This is a genomic window from Mesorhizobium sp. BR-1-1-10 (genome assembly GCF_020165595.1).
Taxonomy (GTDB): domain Bacteria; phylum Pseudomonadota; class Alphaproteobacteria; order Rhizobiales; family Rhizobiaceae; genus Mesorhizobium; species Mesorhizobium australicum.
On the sequence record NZ_JAIUIL010000013.1, the window covers coordinates 52,873 to 69,908 of the forward strand.

Sequence of the window (17,036 nt, forward strand, 5' to 3'; positions counted from 1 at the left end):
GCGGACCGATACGTCGGAAGGCAATGACCGCGGAACCGTTGAAACCAAGGCTCCGGGCGGTGAAATGTCGTCCTCACATAGCGATATGAGGCCTAGTCGGCAAGCGGATGATGATCGTTGACCAGCCGCACCAGCCGCTCTTCCAGCACATGGGTGTAAATCTGTGTCGTCGATATGTCGGCATGGCCAAGCAGTTGCTGAACGGCTCTCAGGTCGGCGCCGTTCTGCAGGAGATGGCTGGCGAAAGCATGGCGCAGCACATGCGGCGAGATCTTGGCCGAGGCGATGCCGGCGCGCGCGGCCAATCCTTTCAGGTCACGGGCAAAGACCTGGCGCGAGAGATAGCCGCTGTCGGATGCCGCCGGAAACAGGAACGGGCTGTTGGCGAAAGCGGGCAGCTTGGCCCGGGCGTCAAGCCAGCTCCGCATCGCCGCACGCGCCTTGGCCGACAGCGGCACCATGCGTTCCTTGTCGCCCTTGCCGCGTACCATGAAGAAACGATCGTCGCGCTGCGCCACTGTCACCGGCAGGCCGACCAGCTCGGAAACGCGCAGTCCGGTGGCGTAGAGCACTTCGACCAGCGCATGCAGGCGCAAGGCCGCCAGCCTGTCGGCGTGACCGAGCCCGTCATCGCCGGCTTCCTGCGCGGCGCGATCGATCAGCCGGCCGGTTTCGGCCTCGCTCATCGTCTTGGGCAGCGGACGGCCTTTTTTCGGGCTGTCCAGCGTGCCGGTGGGGTCATCCGCGCGCAGGCCCTCGGCGTAGAGGAACTTGAAGAACTGGCGGATCGCCGACAGTTTGCGCGCCTGCGAGGTCGGCGCGAAGCCGCGCGCGGCGATATCGTCGAGATAGGCCCTGATGTCGGCGGCGCCGGCGCGGGCAAGTCCGCCACCGATCCCGCCGGAAGCATCCTCGAGATCGCGGCGATAGGAGGAAAGCGTGTTCTCCGCCGCTCCCCGCTCGGCGCTCATCATTTCCAGGAAGGCCTCGATGCGAGCGGCGCTGTTCATGTCCTTGAGGCGGTTCCGAGTCGGTCTTCTTGGGGTTCAGTTTTTCTTCGGATTGAGCTTTTCCGGCGGAATACGCACGCTCATCTCGGCTTTTTTCGGCTCGACGAACATCACCAGCGCGAACATCGTACCATAGGCAATGCCGGCCAGAATCGCGAGGGTCACGACAAAGCGAAACAGTGTCGGCATTCAGTTCTCGCCCGTCTTCTTGTTCTGCGTTTCCAAACCCTGTGCCCTTATGGGACGCCAATCCGGCCAATTCAAGGAAGAAGCGGACCCCTGTTAGCAACTTCCGATGCAAGCGTCGCTCTGTCCATATCGGCCCATCGCACTTGGCACGCTTGACGCAAACCGGCTTTTCATGTCGATACGCCGGCAAAGAGGCCCAAAGAAGCAGCCGATGAACGCGCTACAGGCAAATTCCCCAGGCGAGACCCATGCCGCGCTGCTTGGCCGGCTGGGCAGCCGGTCCATCGTCTTTGTCGGGCTGATGGGCGCCGGCAAGACGGCGATCGGCCGCAAGGTGGCGACCATGCTTTCGCTGCCCTTCATCGACAGCGACCAGGAGATCGAAAGCGTGTCGCGGATGACGGTTCCGGAGCTGTTCGAGCGCTATGGCGAAACCGAGTTCAGGGCCCTGGAACAGCGTGTCATCCTGCGCGTGCTGGAAAACGGCCCGCAGGTTTTGTCGACCGGCGGCGGTGCCTTCATGAATGCGCAGACGCGCGAGGCCGTCGCCGCGCACGGTGTCTCGGTTTGGCTGAAGGCCGAGCTCGACCTTCTGATGGACCGCGTTTCCAAAAAGCAGAACCGGCCGCTCTTGAAAAGCGCCGATCCCCGCGCCGTGCTGGAGCGGCTGATGGCGGAACGCTATCCGGTCTATGCGACCTCTGACGTCACCGTGCCGACCCGCGACGATCGCAAGGAGGTCATCGCGGCCGAGGTAATCGAGGCGCTCTGCCTGCATTTCGGCATCGATGCGATAGCCGCGACGGGCGAGGTCGAATCATGAGCGCGGATCAGCCAGTCACAGTCGAAGTCGGTCTGGGCGACCGCGCCTACGACATATTGATCGGCTCCGGCCTGCTGTCGCGTGCCGGCGCTGAGATTTCGCGCCGGCTGCCGGGCACGCGCGCCGCTGTGGTGACCGACGAGAACGTCGCCGCCGCGCATCTCGATACGCTGAGGACCGGGCTCGAGAAGAGTGGCATCCAGCCCGCGATCATTACGATGCCGCCCGGCGAGAAGACCAAGAGCTTTGCCCATCTCGAGGCGGTGGTCGACGGCGTCCTGGCCGCCAGGCTGGAGCGCGGCGACGTCGTCATCGCGCTTGGCGGCGGCGTCATCGGCGATCTCACCGGTTTTGCCGCCGGGATCGTGCGGCGTGGCATGAATTTCGTGCAGGTTCCGACATCGCTTCTGGCGCAGGTCGATTCCTCGGTCGGCGGCAAGACCGGCATCAACAGCCCGCGCGGCAAGAACCTCGTCGGCGTCTTCCTCCAGCCCAAGCTGGTGCTGGCCGATACCGAAGTGCTCGACACGCTGCCGATCCGCGAATTTCGCGCCGGCTATGCCGAGCTTGCCAAATACGGGCTGATCGACCGGCCGGATTTCTTCGCCTGGCTGGAAACGAATTGGGAAAAGGTGTTCGCCGGCGGACCGGAGCGGGTCGAGGCCATTGCCGAAGCCTGCCGTGCCAAGGCCGATGTCGTTGCCAGCGACGAGTTCGAGACCGGCGACCGCGCTCTGCTCAACCTCGGCCATACGTTCGGGCACGCGCTCGAAGCCGCCACGCAGTATGACGGGACGCGCCTCGTCCACGGCGAGGGGGTCGCCATCGGCATGGCGCTGGCGTACCGGTTCTCCTCTCGGCTCAATCTCGCCAGCCCCGACGACGCGGCCCGCGTCGAGGCGCATCTGCGTGCCGTCGGGCTGCCGTGGCGGATGGCCGACATTCCGGGCGACTTGCCCGATGCGGATGCGCTGCTTTCATTCATCACGCAGGACAAGAAAGTGTCGCGCGGCGCGCTGACCTTCATTCTGACGCGCGGCATCGGCGAGGCCTTCATCGCCAAGGATGTGCCGGCCTCGGAAGTGCTGGCGTTCCTCAGGGAAAACCATCCAGGCAACGGGAAAGCCGGCTGAGATGGACACTGGCTGGGTCGTCTTCGCCGTTCTTGCCATCCTCGTCATCCTGGTCGTTGCCGTGCGCACCCGCCTGCTTGCCATGTTCGGCTATGAACTGTCGCGCATCGAGCCGCAGCGGTCGAGCCAGGACGAGTTGCGCGGCGCGGTCGACGATTTTCGCCGCGACGGCCAGGTGGTGCGTGAGGATCGCGACCGCGTCGGCGGCCTGTTCGACCTCGAAGAGCTCGAAGTTTCCGACGTCATGGTCCACCGCACGAATATGCGCTCGGTCAATGCCGACAATGCGCCGGAAGCGGTGGTGCGCGAGATCCTGCAGAGCCCGCACACCCGCATGCCGCTTTGGAAAGGTTCACTCGACAACATCGTCGGCGTGCTGCACGCCAAGGATCTGCTGCGCGCGCTGAACGAAGTCGGCAATGATTTCTCGCGGATCGACGTGATGAAGATCGCGTCAAAACCGTGGTTCGTGCCCGACACCACGACTTTGCAGGAACAGCTCAACGCCTTCCTGCGCCGCAAGACGCATTTTGCCGTCGTCGTCGATGAATATGGTGAGGTCGAAGGGCTGGTGACGCTGGAGGACATTATCGAGGAGATTGTCGGCGAGATCGCCGACGAGCACGATGTCGACATCCAGGGCGTCAAGCAGGAGGCGGACGGCTCCGTCGTCGTCGAAGGCACGGTGCCGATCCGCGACCTCAACCGGGCGCTCGACTGGAACCTGCCGGACGAAGAGGCGACGACCATCGCCGGCCTCGTCATCCACGAGGCGCAATCGATCCCCGAGGAGAAGCAGGCTTTTACCTTCCACGGCAAGCGCTTCGTCGTCATGAAACGCGACAAGAACCGGATTGCCAGGGTCAGGATCCGGCCGGCCGGCGACAGTTAAAGCGTTTCAGTGTTGGTAGGATCTCCGAGCCGCTCTAACTCTTTGTTCTTACGCAATTCCAGACGGGAAACCGCTGCGCACTTTTCCTGGAATTGCCATCGAGCCGTCGCCTTGCCAATCCTTCGTTGGAACTCCCGCCCGCCGGGATGCATTCTTCGCCGATGACGATCGATCGGCGAACCTTGCTCCTGGCCTCGGTGGCTGCCTTGTTGCCAACCGGCACGAGAGCGGCGCGAGATACGCCATCCGCCGAAACTGTCGACTACGGTCCGGCCAAGCTCGATATCTATGCGCCCGATGGCGCGAAAGACCTGCCGGTGGTCTTCTTCGTCCATGGCGGCGCCTGGCGGACCGGCAAACGCAGCCAGGTGAACGCCAAGCCGGCCTTCCTGCTTGCCAACGGCTTCTGCTTCGTCTCCATCGACTACCGCATGCTGCCGCAGGCTGATGTCGCCATCCAGGCGGGCGACGTGGAGAGGGCCTATGCCTATGTCAGGACCAACATCGCCCAACATGGCGGCGACCCCGACCGCATCGTCGGCATGGGGCATTCGGCCGGCTGCCATCTGGTTGCCCTGACCGGCATGCGCGGCGGATTGCCCGGCGTCGCTGGCCTGCTTCTCGACGATACAAGGGCCTACGATCTCGCCGCCCTTGCCGGAAGTGGCGGCATGGTAAGGGCCTATTCGCGTGTCTTTTCCGATCCTTCGCAGTGGGCGGCACTGTCACCGGCGAGCTATGTCGACGGCCGCAAGCATCCGCCGACCTTCATCGCCTATTCCCGCGCCGACGGTCGCGGCGAGCAGTCCACGGCCTTTGCCCAGCGCCTGCGCGCCAGCGGCACCGAGGTGACGCTGTTCGACGGCAGTGCCTATACGCACATGTCGATCAACCGCGATTTCGGCGAGGACGGCGACGCGCTGACCGCTGCCGCGCTGGCGTTCCTGAAATCGACGGTCGGTTGAGCGCACCGGCTGTCCGTGGCGTGTTCCACTCGTTGTGCCTGGCACCGCCGATGCGGCCGGGCGGAAATTCAACAGTCATTGCTTGACCGTTCGCTGAGCGTCGCACCGGCTTCGGCGTCGACCGAAGCGAGGCTGACCTCATAGCCCCAGAGGCTTCGGACATGGCGCAGGGTCGCGTCGCGGCTGCCACTGTCGAGCAGTACGCCCTCCTTCACCTTGTGCTGCAGCCGCAAATGCCGGTTACCGAGCAGGTCGACATCCACCACCTGGATATCCGGCCGGCTCGCGCCGATGTCGTAGCTCTGGGCCAGCGCGGCACGTATCTTTTGGTAGCCGCGCTCATTGTGGATCGAGGCCACCTCGTAATGGGCGTCGTCGGCCTGATCGGCGAGGACAAACATTCGCCATTTCCGTATGAGGGCTGGGCTGAGGTGCTGGCGGATGAAGGATTCGTCGCGGTGGTTGGCCCAGGCGTCCAGGAGCACATCGCGCCAGTCACCGCGGCCCGCGATGTCGGGAAACCAGTCGCGGTCCTCCGCCGTCGGCGCGGTCGAAATGCGCTGTATGTCCTGCATCATGTCGAGGCCGAGCGCGTATGGGTTGATACCGGAGAACCGGGGGTCGTCGAAGGCCGGCTGGAAGATCACATTGGAATGGTTGCGCAGGACCTCGAGCATGGCGCCCTCGCTGATCTGGCCGCGGTCGAACAATGCGTTCATGAGGGTGTAGTGCACGAAGGTGGCGCAGCCTTCATTCATCACCTGCGTTTGCCGCTGCGGATAGAAATACTGCGCGACGATACGCACGATTCGGATGATCTCGCGCTGCCAGGGCTCGAGGACAAGGCTGTTCTTCTCGAGGAAATAGAGCAGATTTTCCTCGGGCAGATTGAGCGATTTCTTCCGCTCCGCCAAGCCTTCGTCCTTCTTCCCGGTCTTGCTGCTGTCCTGCGAGGGAGGCAGCGTGCGCCACAAGTCGTTGTAGGAACGTTCTTCATATTCCAGGCGCTCGCGCAGCCCTTCACGCTGCCGCTCCGACGACAGCTTTGGCGGCCTGTGGTATCGGAACACGCCTTGTTCCATCAGCGCGTGGGCGCAGTCGAGAATGCTTTCCACGGCCGACAGTCCGTGCCGCTCCTCGCATCGGGCAATGTAGCCCTTGGCGAACTCCAGATAGCTCAGAATCCCCCCGGCGTCGGTCCACTGCCGGAACAGATGATTGTTCTTGAAGAAATGATTGTGTCCGAGCGCGGCATGCGCCGTCACAAGGGCCTGCAAGGCCATGGTGTTTTCCTCCATCAGGTAGATGATGCAGGGATTGGAGTTGATGACCAGTTCGTAAGCCAGGCCCCGTCCACCCTTGCGGTAGAGAAAATCCTGGTACAGGAAATGCTTGCCGAACGACCAATGACGGTACATCAGCGGCATGCCGACCGATGAATAGGCGTCGAGCATCTGTTGCGAGGAAATGATTTCCATCTGCACCGGATAGGTGTCCAGCTTGAGTTCCTCGATGGCGATTGCCGCGATCGCGTCGTAGGCGTGCGACAATTTCTGGAAGTCCCAGTCGGATCCGGAAAAGAGCAAACCCGGTTTGCTGGCTGTCCTGGCCATGGTTTCCCCTCAGGCGCTCTTCCTGAGCGCGGGCTGTTTGGCGAAGAGCTGACGAAAGACAGGATAGATATCGGCGGCCGTGGCTATGCGGCTCATCTGGAAGTTCGGCCAGTTCGATTCGATGGCGCTGTAGGCTCGCCAGAGCGACGTCCCGTTTTCAGTCGCGCCGAAGATGTGACTCTCGCGTTCGTCGATGATCTCGACATAGGCGAAATACTGGCACAGGCGCATGAGCTTGCCGTTCAGCAGGGCGATGCAGCGCTCGGAATCGGTGGCGAAATTGTCGCCGTCCGAGGCCTGGGCGGCGTAGATGTTCCACTCGCTCGCGGGGTAACGCTGCTCGATGACGCGATGCATCTCCTCGAGCGCGGTGGAAACGACGGTGCCACCGCTTTGCGTGCAGTAGAAGAAGGTTTCCTCATCGACCTCCTGCGCCTCGTGCGTGTGGCGGATGAAGACGATTTCGGTGCGTTCATAGCGTCGCTTCAGGAACAGGTGCAGCAGCACGAAGAAGCGCTTGGCCAGGTCCTTCTCGCGCTCGCCCATCGAGCCCGACACATCCATCAGGCAGAACATGACCGCTTTCGCATTCGGCACCGGGCGCTGGTCGAAGCGGTTGAACCGGATGTCGACCGGGTCGACGAAGGCAATCCGCCGGCGCCGGCGCTCCAGCCGCTCGATCTCTTCTTTGAGCGCCACGACGCGCTCGCGCGTTTGAGCATCAGGCGGTGCGGCCTCCAGCAAGGCGAGTTCCTGCATGATCGCGTCGACCGCCGCTTGCTTGGGACGCCTGAGCGCAATGCGGCGGCCGTGGCTGTTGCGCATCGTGCGGCCGACGTTGATGTTGGTTGGCGAACCGGTGGCGGCGAAACCCGCCCGGCGCGGCTTGAAGGCAAGGATCTCCTTGAGGTTGAGCTTGACCAGGTCGGGCAGTTCGAGATCCTCGAAAAAGAGATCCAGCACCTCCTCGCGCGAAAGCACGAAACGAAAGTCGTCCTCGGATGCGGTTTTTCCCGGTGACGAACCGCCCATGCCTCCGCCCTGGCCGGGCTTGGGGATCAGGTCGCCTTGGGAGAATTGCCTGTTGCCCGGCAGGATGTGCCGGCGCCGGCCGGTGTCCCTGGCGTCGTTGAAGGTCGGCTCGCCAGTGCCTCTTTCGGGCATCGGCACGACGTGCTCCGCGTCCACGTCGGCGATCCGCCCAGCGCGGATCTGATCGCGAATGCTGCGCTTGAGCTCCTCGCGGGCACGCCTGAGAAAGCGCTGGCGGTTGCCAAGGCTTTTGTCCTTCGGATTCAGGCGGCGGTCGATAAAGATCGGCATGCAACCATTCGGACTGCTCTCAGCCCGCCTTGTTCACCCGCATGTACCAATCGACCAGCCGGCGCACCTGCCGTTCCGTATAGCCGCGCTCCACCATCCGCTGGACGAATTCATTGTGCCGCTTTTCGGTGACGCTATCCTGCTTGGAGCCGAAGCTGATCACCGGCAGGAGATCCTCGACCTGGCCGAACATGCGCTTTTCGATGACCTCGCGCAGCTTCTCGTAGCTCGTCCATGAAGGGTTGCGGCCATGGTTGCGCGCCCGGGCACGCAGCGTGAACTTCACCACTTCGTTGCGGAAGTCCTTCGGATTGGCGATGCCTGCCGGCTTTTCGACCTGCGACAGTTCGTTGTCCAACACCTCGCGGTTGAGGATCTGGCCGGTGTCCGGGTCCTTGTAGTCCTGGTCCTCGATCCAGGCATCGGCATAGGCGATGTAGCGGTCGAACAGGTTCTGGCCATATTCGCTATAGGATTCCAGATAGGCCTTCTGGATCTCGTGGCCGATGAACTCGGCGTAACGGGCGGCCAGTTCCGACTTGATGAATTCGAGATAGGCGGCTTCCGTCTCCTTCGGAAACTGCTCCCGTTTGATCGCTTCTTCCAGGATGTACATAAGATGCACGGGGTCCGCCGCGACCTCGTTGGTATCGTAGTTGAACGTCTGCGACAGGATCTTGAAGGCGAAGCGCGTGCTGACGCCGGTCATGCCTTCGTCGACGCCGGCGGCGTCGCGATATTCCTGGACTGACTTCGCCCTCGGGTCGACTTCCTTGAGGTTCTCACCATCATAGGCGCGCATTTTGGTGTGCAGCGGCGAATTGTCGTGCTCGGCAAGGCGGGTCGAGACGCTGAACCGGCTGAGGATGTCCAACACCTCGGGCGCGCAAGGGCTGGCGGCCAATTCACTCTCGCGCAGCAGCTTCTCGTAGATTTGCCTCTCTTCGGTGATGCGCAGGCAATACGGCACCTTGACCACGAGGATGCGATCGAGAAACGCCTCATTGTTCTTGTTGTTCTTGAACTGTTGCCACTCGGATTCGTTGGAATGGGCAACGATGATGCCCTGGTAGGGAAAGGCACCAAAATTCTCGGTGCCGTTGTAACTGCCTTCCTGGGTCGCCGTCAGCAATGGATGCAGCACCTTGATGGGCGCCTTGAACATCTCGACGAATTCGAGCAGGCCTTGCGTCGTTCGGTTCAGTCCGCCGCTGTAGGAATAGGCGTCGGGGTCGGACTGGCTGAAATTTTCCAATTGCCTGATGTCGACCTTGCCAACCAGGGCCGAGACGTCCTGGTTGTTCTCGTCGCCAGGCTCGGTCTTGGCGATGCCGATCTGGCGCAGCCGCGACGGCATCAGTTTGACCACGCTGAATTTGGAAATGTCGCCGGACAGTTCGTCGAGGCGCTTGGCCGCCCATGGCGAGATAAGTCCGTTCAGGCGGCGCCGGGCTATCCCGTATTTGTCCTCCAGGAGATCGCTCATGCGATCGGGGTGGAACAGGCCAAGCGGCGATTCGAAAACCGGACTGATCTGGTTGCCGACCTTCAGCGTGTAGATCGGGCGCTCCTCCATCAATTTCTTCAACCGTTCGGCCAAGGAGGATTTGCCGCCGCCGACCGGACCCAGGAGGTAGAGGATCTGCTTGCGCTCCTCGAGGCCCTGGGAGGCATAGCGGAAATATCCGGCGATGCGCTCGATCGTATCCTCCATCCCGTAAAAGTCGGAGAAGGAGGGATATATCTTGACGGTCCGGTTCGAGAAGATACGGCCTAGCCGCTCGTCCTTGCTGGTGTCGACCAGGTTTGGCTCGCCGATCGCCTCGACCATTCGTTCCGGCGCCGAGGCATACATCGATTTGTCCTCGCGGCAGGCGAGCAGATATTGCTGGAGACTTATCTCTTCCTGGGCGGCGTTCGCATAAATTTCCGAAAAGAGATGGAAGACGTCGGATTGGTTCTCACGCATGATCGTTGCCTTCGGAGCCATTCTGATGGGGCTCGCATATTCAACTGCGGGAAGGCATTGTTTGTTCCGTCGCTCCGGCCCGAATGGCCGTCCATCAACCGCGATTTCGGCGGAGATGGCAATGCGCCGAACGCCGCCGCGCCAGCGTTCCTGAAATCGACGGTCGCCTGATCCTGCCGACCGTCGCTCGCCCATTCCGTGGCTGGATCATGCCAAAAACGGCGGCGGGATATTGCCGTGCCGATATCCGCGGGTGCAATTGCTCTTCGTGAATGGGAGAAAATTCGCATGAATGGCGCCGATGTTCTGTGCGACGTGCTGTTGGCCAATGACGTGAATGTCTGCTTCGCCAATCCCGGCACATCCGAAATGCATTTCGTCGCGGCCCTCGACCGCAAGCCGGCGATGCGCTGCGTGCTCGGCCTGTTCGAGGGGGTGGTGACGGGTGCGGCCGACGGCTATGCGCGCATGACCGATCGTCCCGCCGCGACGCTGCTGCACACCGGCCCGGGCCTCGCCAATGGGCTGGCCAACATGCACAATGCAAGGCGCGCCTTCAGCCCGATGATCAATATCGTCGGGGACCATGCCTCCTACCATCTGCCGCTCGACGCGCCGCTCACCAGCGATATCGAGGGGCTGGCGGCGCCGATGTCGAAGTGGGTGCGCCGCATCGGAGGGCCCGCCGATGTCCAACCGGCCACGGAGGCGGCCTTTCGCGCCTCGCTGACACCGCCGGGTGTCACCACGCTGATCCTGCCGGCGGACGCGGCCTGGGGCGACGCCGACCCGGTTTCGCCCGGCAAGGTGGAACTCGCATCGCCGCCAGCCGTCGACATCGACGCCGTGCGAGCGGTGGCTACCGCGATCCGTGCCGCTCCCGGGCGCGCCGGCATGATCGTTCGGGGACGGGCGGCGCGGGCCGATGCCCTCGAGATCGCCGGCCAGATTTCAGCGGCCTGCGATGTCAGGCTGTTCAGCGAGGTTTTGATCGCGCGTATGCAGCGCGGGCGCGGGCGCGTCGCGCCGACGCGCATTCCCTATCCGGTCGACGCGGCGACGGCAGCGCTCAGGGATATCGATGTCCTTGTGCTGGTCGGCGGCAAGGAGCCGGTCGCCTTCTTCGCCTATCCGGGAAAACCGGGAAGGCTTGTTCGTGACGATTGCCCGGTGCTGACGCTCGCCGCCCATGGTCAGGATCTGCATGCGGCACTGGAGGCGCTTGGCGACGAACTGGGCGTCAGGCAATCGCAGCCGGCGTTGGTTGCAAGCGCCTTTCCCGAGGAAGCAACGCCAACCGGCAGCTTGACGGAAGATGCCATTGCACTCTCGGTGGCCAAAAAGCTGCCGGGCGACGCGATCGTCTGCGACGAGGCCGTCACTTCGGCGCGACGTTTCTTCGCGCTGTCGGCCTTTGCCGCGCCGCACGACTACATGATGGGCACGGGCGGGTCGATCGGCGGCGGCATTCCGCTGGCGACAGGCGCGGCGATCGCCTGTCCCGGCCGCAAGGTGATCAATCTGGAGGCCGACGGCAGCGGCATGTACACGGTGCAGGGCCTGTGGACGCAGGCGCGGGAAAAGCTCGACGTGGTGACGATCGTCTTTTCCAACCGCACCTATGCGATCCTCCATGGCGAGATGCGCAATGTCGGGGTGAACTCGATCGGCGAAAATGCTAGGCGCATGCTCGACCTCGACCATCCGGCGCTGGACTGGGTTTCGCTGGCCAAAGGCATGGGCGTGGAGGCGGCGCGTGCTGACACCTGCGAGCGGTTCGACGCGCTGCTCGATGCTGCCCTGTCGCGGCGCGGGCCATTCCTGATCGAAGCGATAATCTGAGCAGCGCGAGACGAGCTACAGGACCAACTCGGGGACTTGGCTCACCAGCGGGTCTGTTCGCCGGGCGCCGCGGGCTCGATAGCCAGCGCGTGAACGCCCGCCTTCAACTCGTCGGCCAGCAGTTCGTTGACGGCGCGGTGGCGCTCAACGCGGCTCATGCCAACGAAATTCACCGAGACGATGCGGACACGGAAATGTGTCTCGCCGGTACCATCGAACTCAGCGTGGTGACCGGATTCCACATGATGATGGCCGGCGTGGAGATGGCTTTCGTTGAGGATGACCAGCCGCTCGGGCGAAAATGCCTTGTTGAGCTTGTCTTCCATGGTCGCCTGTATGGACATCGTCTTCTCCCTTCACCACATATGGTCGGCGCGCCGCCGTGAAAACCCGAAATAGGTTTCGCCGGGCCGCTGGCGCGCAACAAAATCGGTCATCCGCCTGCTTTAAGCCGCGATTCAGCGGTTAGGGCGATCATCGCGAAAATGTCAATTCTTGTTTCGCATCTGCGAACGCCCCATAAATGGGTGAGATGAAGCCGTATCCCAAATATTTCGAGAAGATTCGCGTCCGCCCCGACAAGGACGCGGAGGTGAAGGCGCACGCGCCGATCTGCCAGTGGGATGGCTGCAAGGAGGCGGGCACGCATCGCGCGCCGGTCGGCCGCATGAAGGAGGGCGAGTATTTCCGCTTCTGCTTCGACCATGTGCGTGAGTACAACAAGGGCTTCAACTACTTCTCCGGCGTGCCGGACACCGAGGTGGCGCGCTTCCAGAAGGAAGCGATGACCGGCCACCGGCCGACCTGGAAGATGGGCGTCAACGGCGCCTCGACGCGTTCCTCGCCCGACATGGCGCAGATGCGCTCCGGCCGCGCAGGCTACTACAACCGCATGCGCGATCCGTTCGACCTGTTCAAGGGACCGAAGGATCCGCGCGAGGCGCGCGAGCGCAAGGCCAAGCCGCTTGAGGCCAAGGCGCTGGAAACGCTTGGCCTTGATACAAAGGCGACTGGCAAGGACATCAAGGCGCGCTATAAGGAACTGGTGAAGCGTCACCATCCGGATGCGAATGGCGGCGACAGAGGTTCGGAAGACCGGTTCCGCGATGTGCTTCAGGCCTATCGCGTGCTCAAACAGGCGGGCCTGTGCTGAGCGACCCTATGGTTCGTGTCGTTTTCCAACTTTCATAAGGTTGGAAAAGGCTCTAAGACCGCCCCCGAACAAAATGGATTGCCGGCGAAACGCGACGTTTCGCCCGTGGAGACGTTGAGAGATATGAACAAGGTCGATCGCGACATCGCCAACCTGCCCGACACGACGGTGTCGGTGAAGGAGAAATTCGGTTTCGAGTCCAAGATGGTGGTGCCAGCGTACTCGGTCACCAGCGAGCATGTGCCCGATGTCGATCCCGATTATCTGTTCGACAAGGCGACGACCTTGGCGATCCTCGCCGGCTTTGCCTACAACCGCCGCGTCATGGTGTCGGGCTATCACGGCACCGGCAAGTCGACCCATATCGAACAGGTCGCCGCCCGCCTCAACTGGCCTTGCGTGCGCGTCAATCTCGACAGCCATGTCAGCCGTATCGATCTTGTCGGCAAGGACGCGATCGTGGTCAAGGACGGCCTGCAGATCACCGAATTTCGCGACGGCATCCTGCCCTGGGCCTACCAGCACAATGTCGCGCTTTGCTTCGACGAGTATGACGCCGGCCGTCCGGACGTGATGTTCGTCATCCAGCGCGTACTGGAATCGTCCGGCCGCCTGACGCTGCTCGACCAGAGCCGGGTCATCCGCCCGCATCCGGCGTTCCGGCTGTTTTCGACCGCAAATACGGTTGGTCTGGGCGACACCACCGGCCTTTATCACGGCACCCAGCAGATCAACCAGGCGCAGATGGACCGCTGGTCGATCGTTACCACGTTGAATTATCTGCCGCACGACAATGAAGTGAACATCGTGCTGGCCAAGGCCAAGCATTATCGCGACACCAAGGGCAAGGACATCGTCAACAAGATGGTGCGCGTCGCCGACATGACGCGCTCGGCCTTCATCAATGGCGACCTGTCGACGGTGATGAGCCCGCGTACCGTCATCACCTGGGCCGAGAATGCCGAGATCTTCGGCGATGTCGGCATGGCGTTCCGGCTGACCTTCCTCAACAAGTGCGACGAGCTGGAGCGTTCGGTGGTTGCCGAGTTCTACCAGCGCGCCTTCGGCCAGGATCTGCCCGAGAGCGCGGCCAATGTGGTGCTGGGCTAAGCAGAGCCTCGATGGCGGGTCCGGGCGACAACACGCGCAACAAGTCGAAAACGGGGTCTGAAGCCGACAGCTTCAAGCGCGCCGTCACCGTCTGCATGCGCGCCATTGCCGGCGACAAGGAAATGGAAGTCGGCTTCGCCAAGGATCGGCCGGCGCTGGCGGGCAGCCGCGCGCGGCTGCCCGAACTGCCCAAGAAGGCATCGAAGTCCGACATCGCGATTACCCGCGGGCTCGGCGATTCCATGGCGTTGAAGCGCGCCTGCCATGATGTGCGCATCCACAGCAGACTGGCGCCGGAAGGCAAGGCCGCCCGTGCCATCTACGACGCGGTCGAACAGGCCCGCGTCGAGGCGATCGGCAGCCGCGCCATGCAGGGCGTCGCCGATAATATCGGCTCGATGCTGGAGGACAAATACACCAAGGCCAACCTCGTCGACGTCAAGGACAAGGCCGACGCGCCCATCGAGGAGGCGCTGGCGCTGATGGTGCGCGAAAAGCTGACCGGCCGGCCGGTGCCGAAGAGCGGCGAGCGGTTGGTAGAACTCTGGCGGCCCTGGGTCGAGGAGAAGGCAAAGGCCGATCTCGACGGCCTGTCGGAAAAGCTCGAGGACCAGCAGGCCTTCGCCCGCGTCGTGCGCGAGATGCTTGCCTCCATGGAAATGGCCGAGGAACTCGGCGACGACCAGGAGACCGAAGATTCCGAGGACAATGACGACAACCAGCCGCAAGGCGAGGAACAGAGCGAGGAAGGCGGCGAGGACGATTCCGGCTCAGAACAGTCGCAGTCCGAGGATGCCGAGGCATCGGCCGACGACGAGCAATCGGCGGAGACGGAAGCCTCCGATTCCACCGCCGACGATCTGTCCGACGATGACGATGCCGATGCCGAGACGCCCGGCGAGGCTAGGCGCAACGACAATCCCTTCACCAATCTGCCGAAGGAAATCGACTACAAGGTTTACACGTCAGCTTTCGACGAGACGGTCGGCGCGGAGGAGCTCTGCGAAGAGGAAGAACTCGACCGGCTGCGCGCTTTCCTCGACAAGCAACTTGCCAATCTGTCGGGCGTGGTCGGACGGCTCGCCAACCGGCTGCAGCGCCGGCTGATGGCGCAGCAGAACCGGTCCTGGGATTTCGACCTGGAAGAGGGCTATCTCGACCCGGCGCGGCTGGTGCGCGTCGTCATCGATCCGATGCAGCCGTTGTCGTTCAAGCAGGAGCGCGACACCAAGTTCCGCGACACGGTGGTGACGCTGGTGCTCGACAATTCCGGCTCGATGCGTGGCCGGCCGATCACGGTCGCCGCCACCTGTGCCGACATTCTGGCGCGCACGCTGGAGCGCTGCGGCGTCTCGGTCGAGATCCTCGGCTTCACCACGCGGGCCTGGAAGGGCGGACAGGCGCGCGAGAAGTGGCTGAAGGACGGCAAGCCGCCGAACCCCGGCCGCCTCAACGATCTGCGTCATATCATCTACAAATCCGCCGATCATCCATGGCGGCGGGCACGCCGCAACCTTGGCCTGATGATGCGTGAAGGCCTGCTCAAGGAGAATATCGACGGCGAGGCGCTGCTGTGGGCCCACAACCGGCTGATTGCCCGGCCCGAACAGCGCAAGATCCTGATGATGATCTCGGACGGCGCGCCGGTCGACGATTCCACGCTGTCGGTCAATCCGGGCAATTATCTCGAGCGGCATCTGCGCGCCGTCATCGAATTGATCGAGACGCGCTCACCGGTCGAGCTGCTGGCCATCGGCATAGGCCATGACGTCACGCGCTACTACAGGCGCGCCGTCACCATCGTCGATGCCGAGGAACTGGCCGGCGCCATGACCGAGCAGCTGGCTTCGCTGTTTGCCGAGGAAAGCGCGAAGGATACGCGTCGCGGCGGCATGCGGCGCGCCGGATGATCTTTTCGCGAGGCGGGTTTAGGCAAACGCTTTTCGCCGCCATCGTCCTGCTCGCCGGTGTGGCTCCGGCAGGTTCGGCCGGCTCGGCTCCAGTTGAACCTGTCGCCGTCTCGGCACGCCCGATCACCGAATTCCACATTGGCCGCGCCGACAAGCAATTCGGTCCGCTCGAATTCGTCGGTGGGCTGGAAATGACCTCGCCATCGCGCGATTTCGGCGCGTTGTCGGCCTTTCGGTTTCTGAAAGCCGGCAGCGATTTCATCGGTGTTGCCGACACCGGTTACTGGTTCTTCGGCTCGGTGGCCCGCGACGCCGACAGGCGCCCCCTCGGCATCCAGAATTTTCGCATGCAGCAGATGGCCAACCAGAGCGGGCAGCCGATCGACGAAAAATGGGAAGTCGACGCCGAAGGCCTCGCGGTCAAGGACGGTATTGCCACTGTCGGTTTCGAGCGCAACCACCGCGTCTCCCAGTTCAAGATCGACCCGGACAACATGAAGGCGCCATTCAGGCAGCTGGATTTCCTGGTGCCGGCGTGGGAGTTGCGGCAGAACCGCGGCTTCGAGACAGTCACCCATTCAAATGCCAATGGCCAGCATGAAGGCGGCCTAGTCGTGGTCTCGGAGAAGAGCCTCGACAAATCAGGCAACATCTACGCCGCCATTATCGAAGGCCCGCATAGGGGCGTCTTCACTGTCAAGCGCAACGACGATTTCGACATCACCGACGGCGCCTTCCTGCCGGATGGCGACCTCTTGCTGCTGGAGCGCAGTTTCACGATGGCGGGGGGCCTCAAGATGCGGCTGCGGCGCATTTATGGAGAGAGCGTCGAGAAGGGCGCGGTCGCCGACGGGCCGGTGCTGCTGCAAGCCGACATGGGCTACCAGATCGACAATATGGAAGGGCTCGATGTCTGGAGCCGGGATGACGGCGCGTTGATGGTGTCGCTGATCTCCGACGACAACCACTCGATCCTGCAGCGCAATCTCTATCTGGAATTCATTCTGCACCAGGATTGAGGGGCAGCCCCTTCGCGACGCTCATTGGCGATTTTTTATGCGTCGGCCATTTCCGAGAATCCTGCCCTGACAAGCCAGGGGTTGC

At 62.9% G+C, this 17,036-nt stretch carries 15 protein-coding genes; 9 read left to right on the forward strand and 6 right to left on the reverse strand.

All coding sequences use genetic code 11. From position 1 onward, the window contains the following. Positions 1-92 precede the first annotated feature (92 nt). The gene (locus tag LB555_RS24770; protein WP_224684015.1) at positions 93-1,010 is read right to left on the reverse strand and encodes a site-specific tyrosine recombinase XerD; all 918 of its coding nucleotides are present in this window, start codon (positions 1,008-1,010) and stop codon (positions 93-95) included. A 36-nt stretch (positions 1,011-1,046) separates the two neighbouring features. After that, a complete protein-coding gene (locus LB555_RS24775) occupies positions 1,047-1,199 on the reverse strand; it encodes a hypothetical protein (RefSeq protein WP_015315495.1) in 153 nt (50 codons plus the stop codon). 211 nt (positions 1,200-1,410) lie between these two features. Here LB555_RS24775 and LB555_RS24780 point away from each other — a divergent pair, with 211 nt between their 5' ends. The 4 genes from LB555_RS24780 to LB555_RS24795 all read left to right on the forward strand — a co-directional run bounded on the left by LB555_RS24780 (position 1,411) and on the right by LB555_RS24795 (position 5,012). Beyond that, complete coding sequence (locus LB555_RS24780) at positions 1,411-2,022, forward strand: shikimate kinase (RefSeq protein ID WP_224684016.1); 612 nt, start codon at positions 1,411-1,413, stop codon at positions 2,020-2,022. Then, complete coding sequence (gene aroB, locus LB555_RS24785; protein ID WP_224684017.1) at positions 2,019-3,155, forward strand: 3-dehydroquinate synthase; 1,137 nt, start codon at positions 2,019-2,021, stop codon at positions 3,153-3,155. The genes LB555_RS24780 and aroB overlap by 4 nt, the downstream gene beginning before the upstream one ends. Before the next feature lies 1 nt (position 3,156). Then, positions 3,157-4,047 carry an HlyC/CorC family transporter gene (locus LB555_RS24790; RefSeq protein WP_141906886.1) on the forward strand — a complete coding sequence of 297 codons (891 nt, stop codon included), beginning with the start codon at positions 3,157-3,159 and terminating at the stop codon, positions 4,045-4,047. Positions 4,048-4,208: 161 nt separating this feature from the next. Beyond that, entirely contained in the window at positions 4,209-5,012 is an 804-nt protein-coding gene (locus tag LB555_RS24795) for an alpha/beta hydrolase (RefSeq protein ID WP_224684018.1), read from the forward strand. 68 nt (positions 5,013-5,080) lie between these two features. Here LB555_RS24795 and LB555_RS24800 read toward each other — a convergent pair whose 3' ends face one another. The 3 genes from LB555_RS24800 to LB555_RS24810 are packed head-to-tail and all read right to left on the reverse strand — an operon-like array spanning position 5,081 to position 9,917. Further along, positions 5,081-6,625 carry a SpoVR family protein gene (locus LB555_RS24800; protein ID WP_224684019.1) on the reverse strand — a complete coding sequence of 515 codons (1,545 nt, stop codon included), beginning with the start codon at positions 6,623-6,625 and terminating at the stop codon, positions 5,081-5,083. 9 nt (positions 6,626-6,634) lie between these two features. Continuing rightward, positions 6,635-7,948 carry a YeaH/YhbH family protein gene (locus LB555_RS24805; protein ID WP_015315501.1) on the reverse strand — a complete coding sequence of 438 codons (1,314 nt, stop codon included), beginning with the start codon at positions 7,946-7,948 and terminating at the stop codon, positions 6,635-6,637. A 19-nt stretch (positions 7,949-7,967) separates the two neighbouring features. Next, entirely contained in the window at positions 7,968-9,917 is a 1,950-nt protein-coding gene (locus tag LB555_RS24810; RefSeq protein WP_140616802.1) for a PrkA family serine protein kinase, read from the reverse strand. Between the two features lie 288 nt (positions 9,918-10,205). Here LB555_RS24810 and LB555_RS24815 point away from each other — a divergent pair, with 288 nt between their 5' ends. Then, positions 10,206-11,759 (forward strand): acetolactate synthase large subunit, encoded by a 1,554-nt coding sequence (locus LB555_RS24815; RefSeq protein WP_224684020.1) that lies wholly within the window; start codon positions 10,206-10,208, stop codon positions 11,757-11,759. 41 nt (positions 11,760-11,800) lie between these two features. Here LB555_RS24815 and LB555_RS24820 read toward each other — a convergent pair whose 3' ends face one another. Then, on the reverse strand, positions 11,801-12,103 hold the full coding sequence (locus tag LB555_RS24820) for a BolA family protein (RefSeq protein WP_224684021.1): 303 nt from the start codon (positions 12,101-12,103) through the stop codon (positions 11,801-11,803). Between the two features lie 179 nt (positions 12,104-12,282). Here LB555_RS24820 and LB555_RS24825 point away from each other — a divergent pair, with 179 nt between their 5' ends. From LB555_RS24825 to LB555_RS24840, 4 genes are all read left to right on the forward strand, one after another. After that, positions 12,283-12,912, forward strand: coding sequence for a J domain-containing protein (locus LB555_RS24825; RefSeq protein WP_032922426.1), 630 nt, complete (start codon positions 12,283-12,285; stop codon positions 12,910-12,912). 123 nt (positions 12,913-13,035) lie between these two features. Beyond that, entirely contained in the window at positions 13,036-14,022 is a 987-nt protein-coding gene (gene cobS / locus LB555_RS24830; protein ID WP_015315506.1) for a cobaltochelatase subunit CobS, read from the forward strand. 11 nt (positions 14,023-14,033) lie between these two features. After that, on the forward strand, positions 14,034-15,932 hold the full coding sequence (gene cobT / locus LB555_RS24835) for a cobaltochelatase subunit CobT (RefSeq protein WP_224684022.1): 1,899 nt from the start codon (positions 14,034-14,036) through the stop codon (positions 15,930-15,932). Continuing rightward, entirely contained in the window at positions 15,929-16,951 is a 1,023-nt protein-coding gene (locus LB555_RS24840) for an esterase-like activity of phytase family protein (RefSeq protein WP_224684023.1), read from the forward strand. The genes cobT and LB555_RS24840 overlap by 4 nt, the downstream gene beginning before the upstream one ends. Positions 16,952-17,036 lie beyond the last annotated feature (85 nt).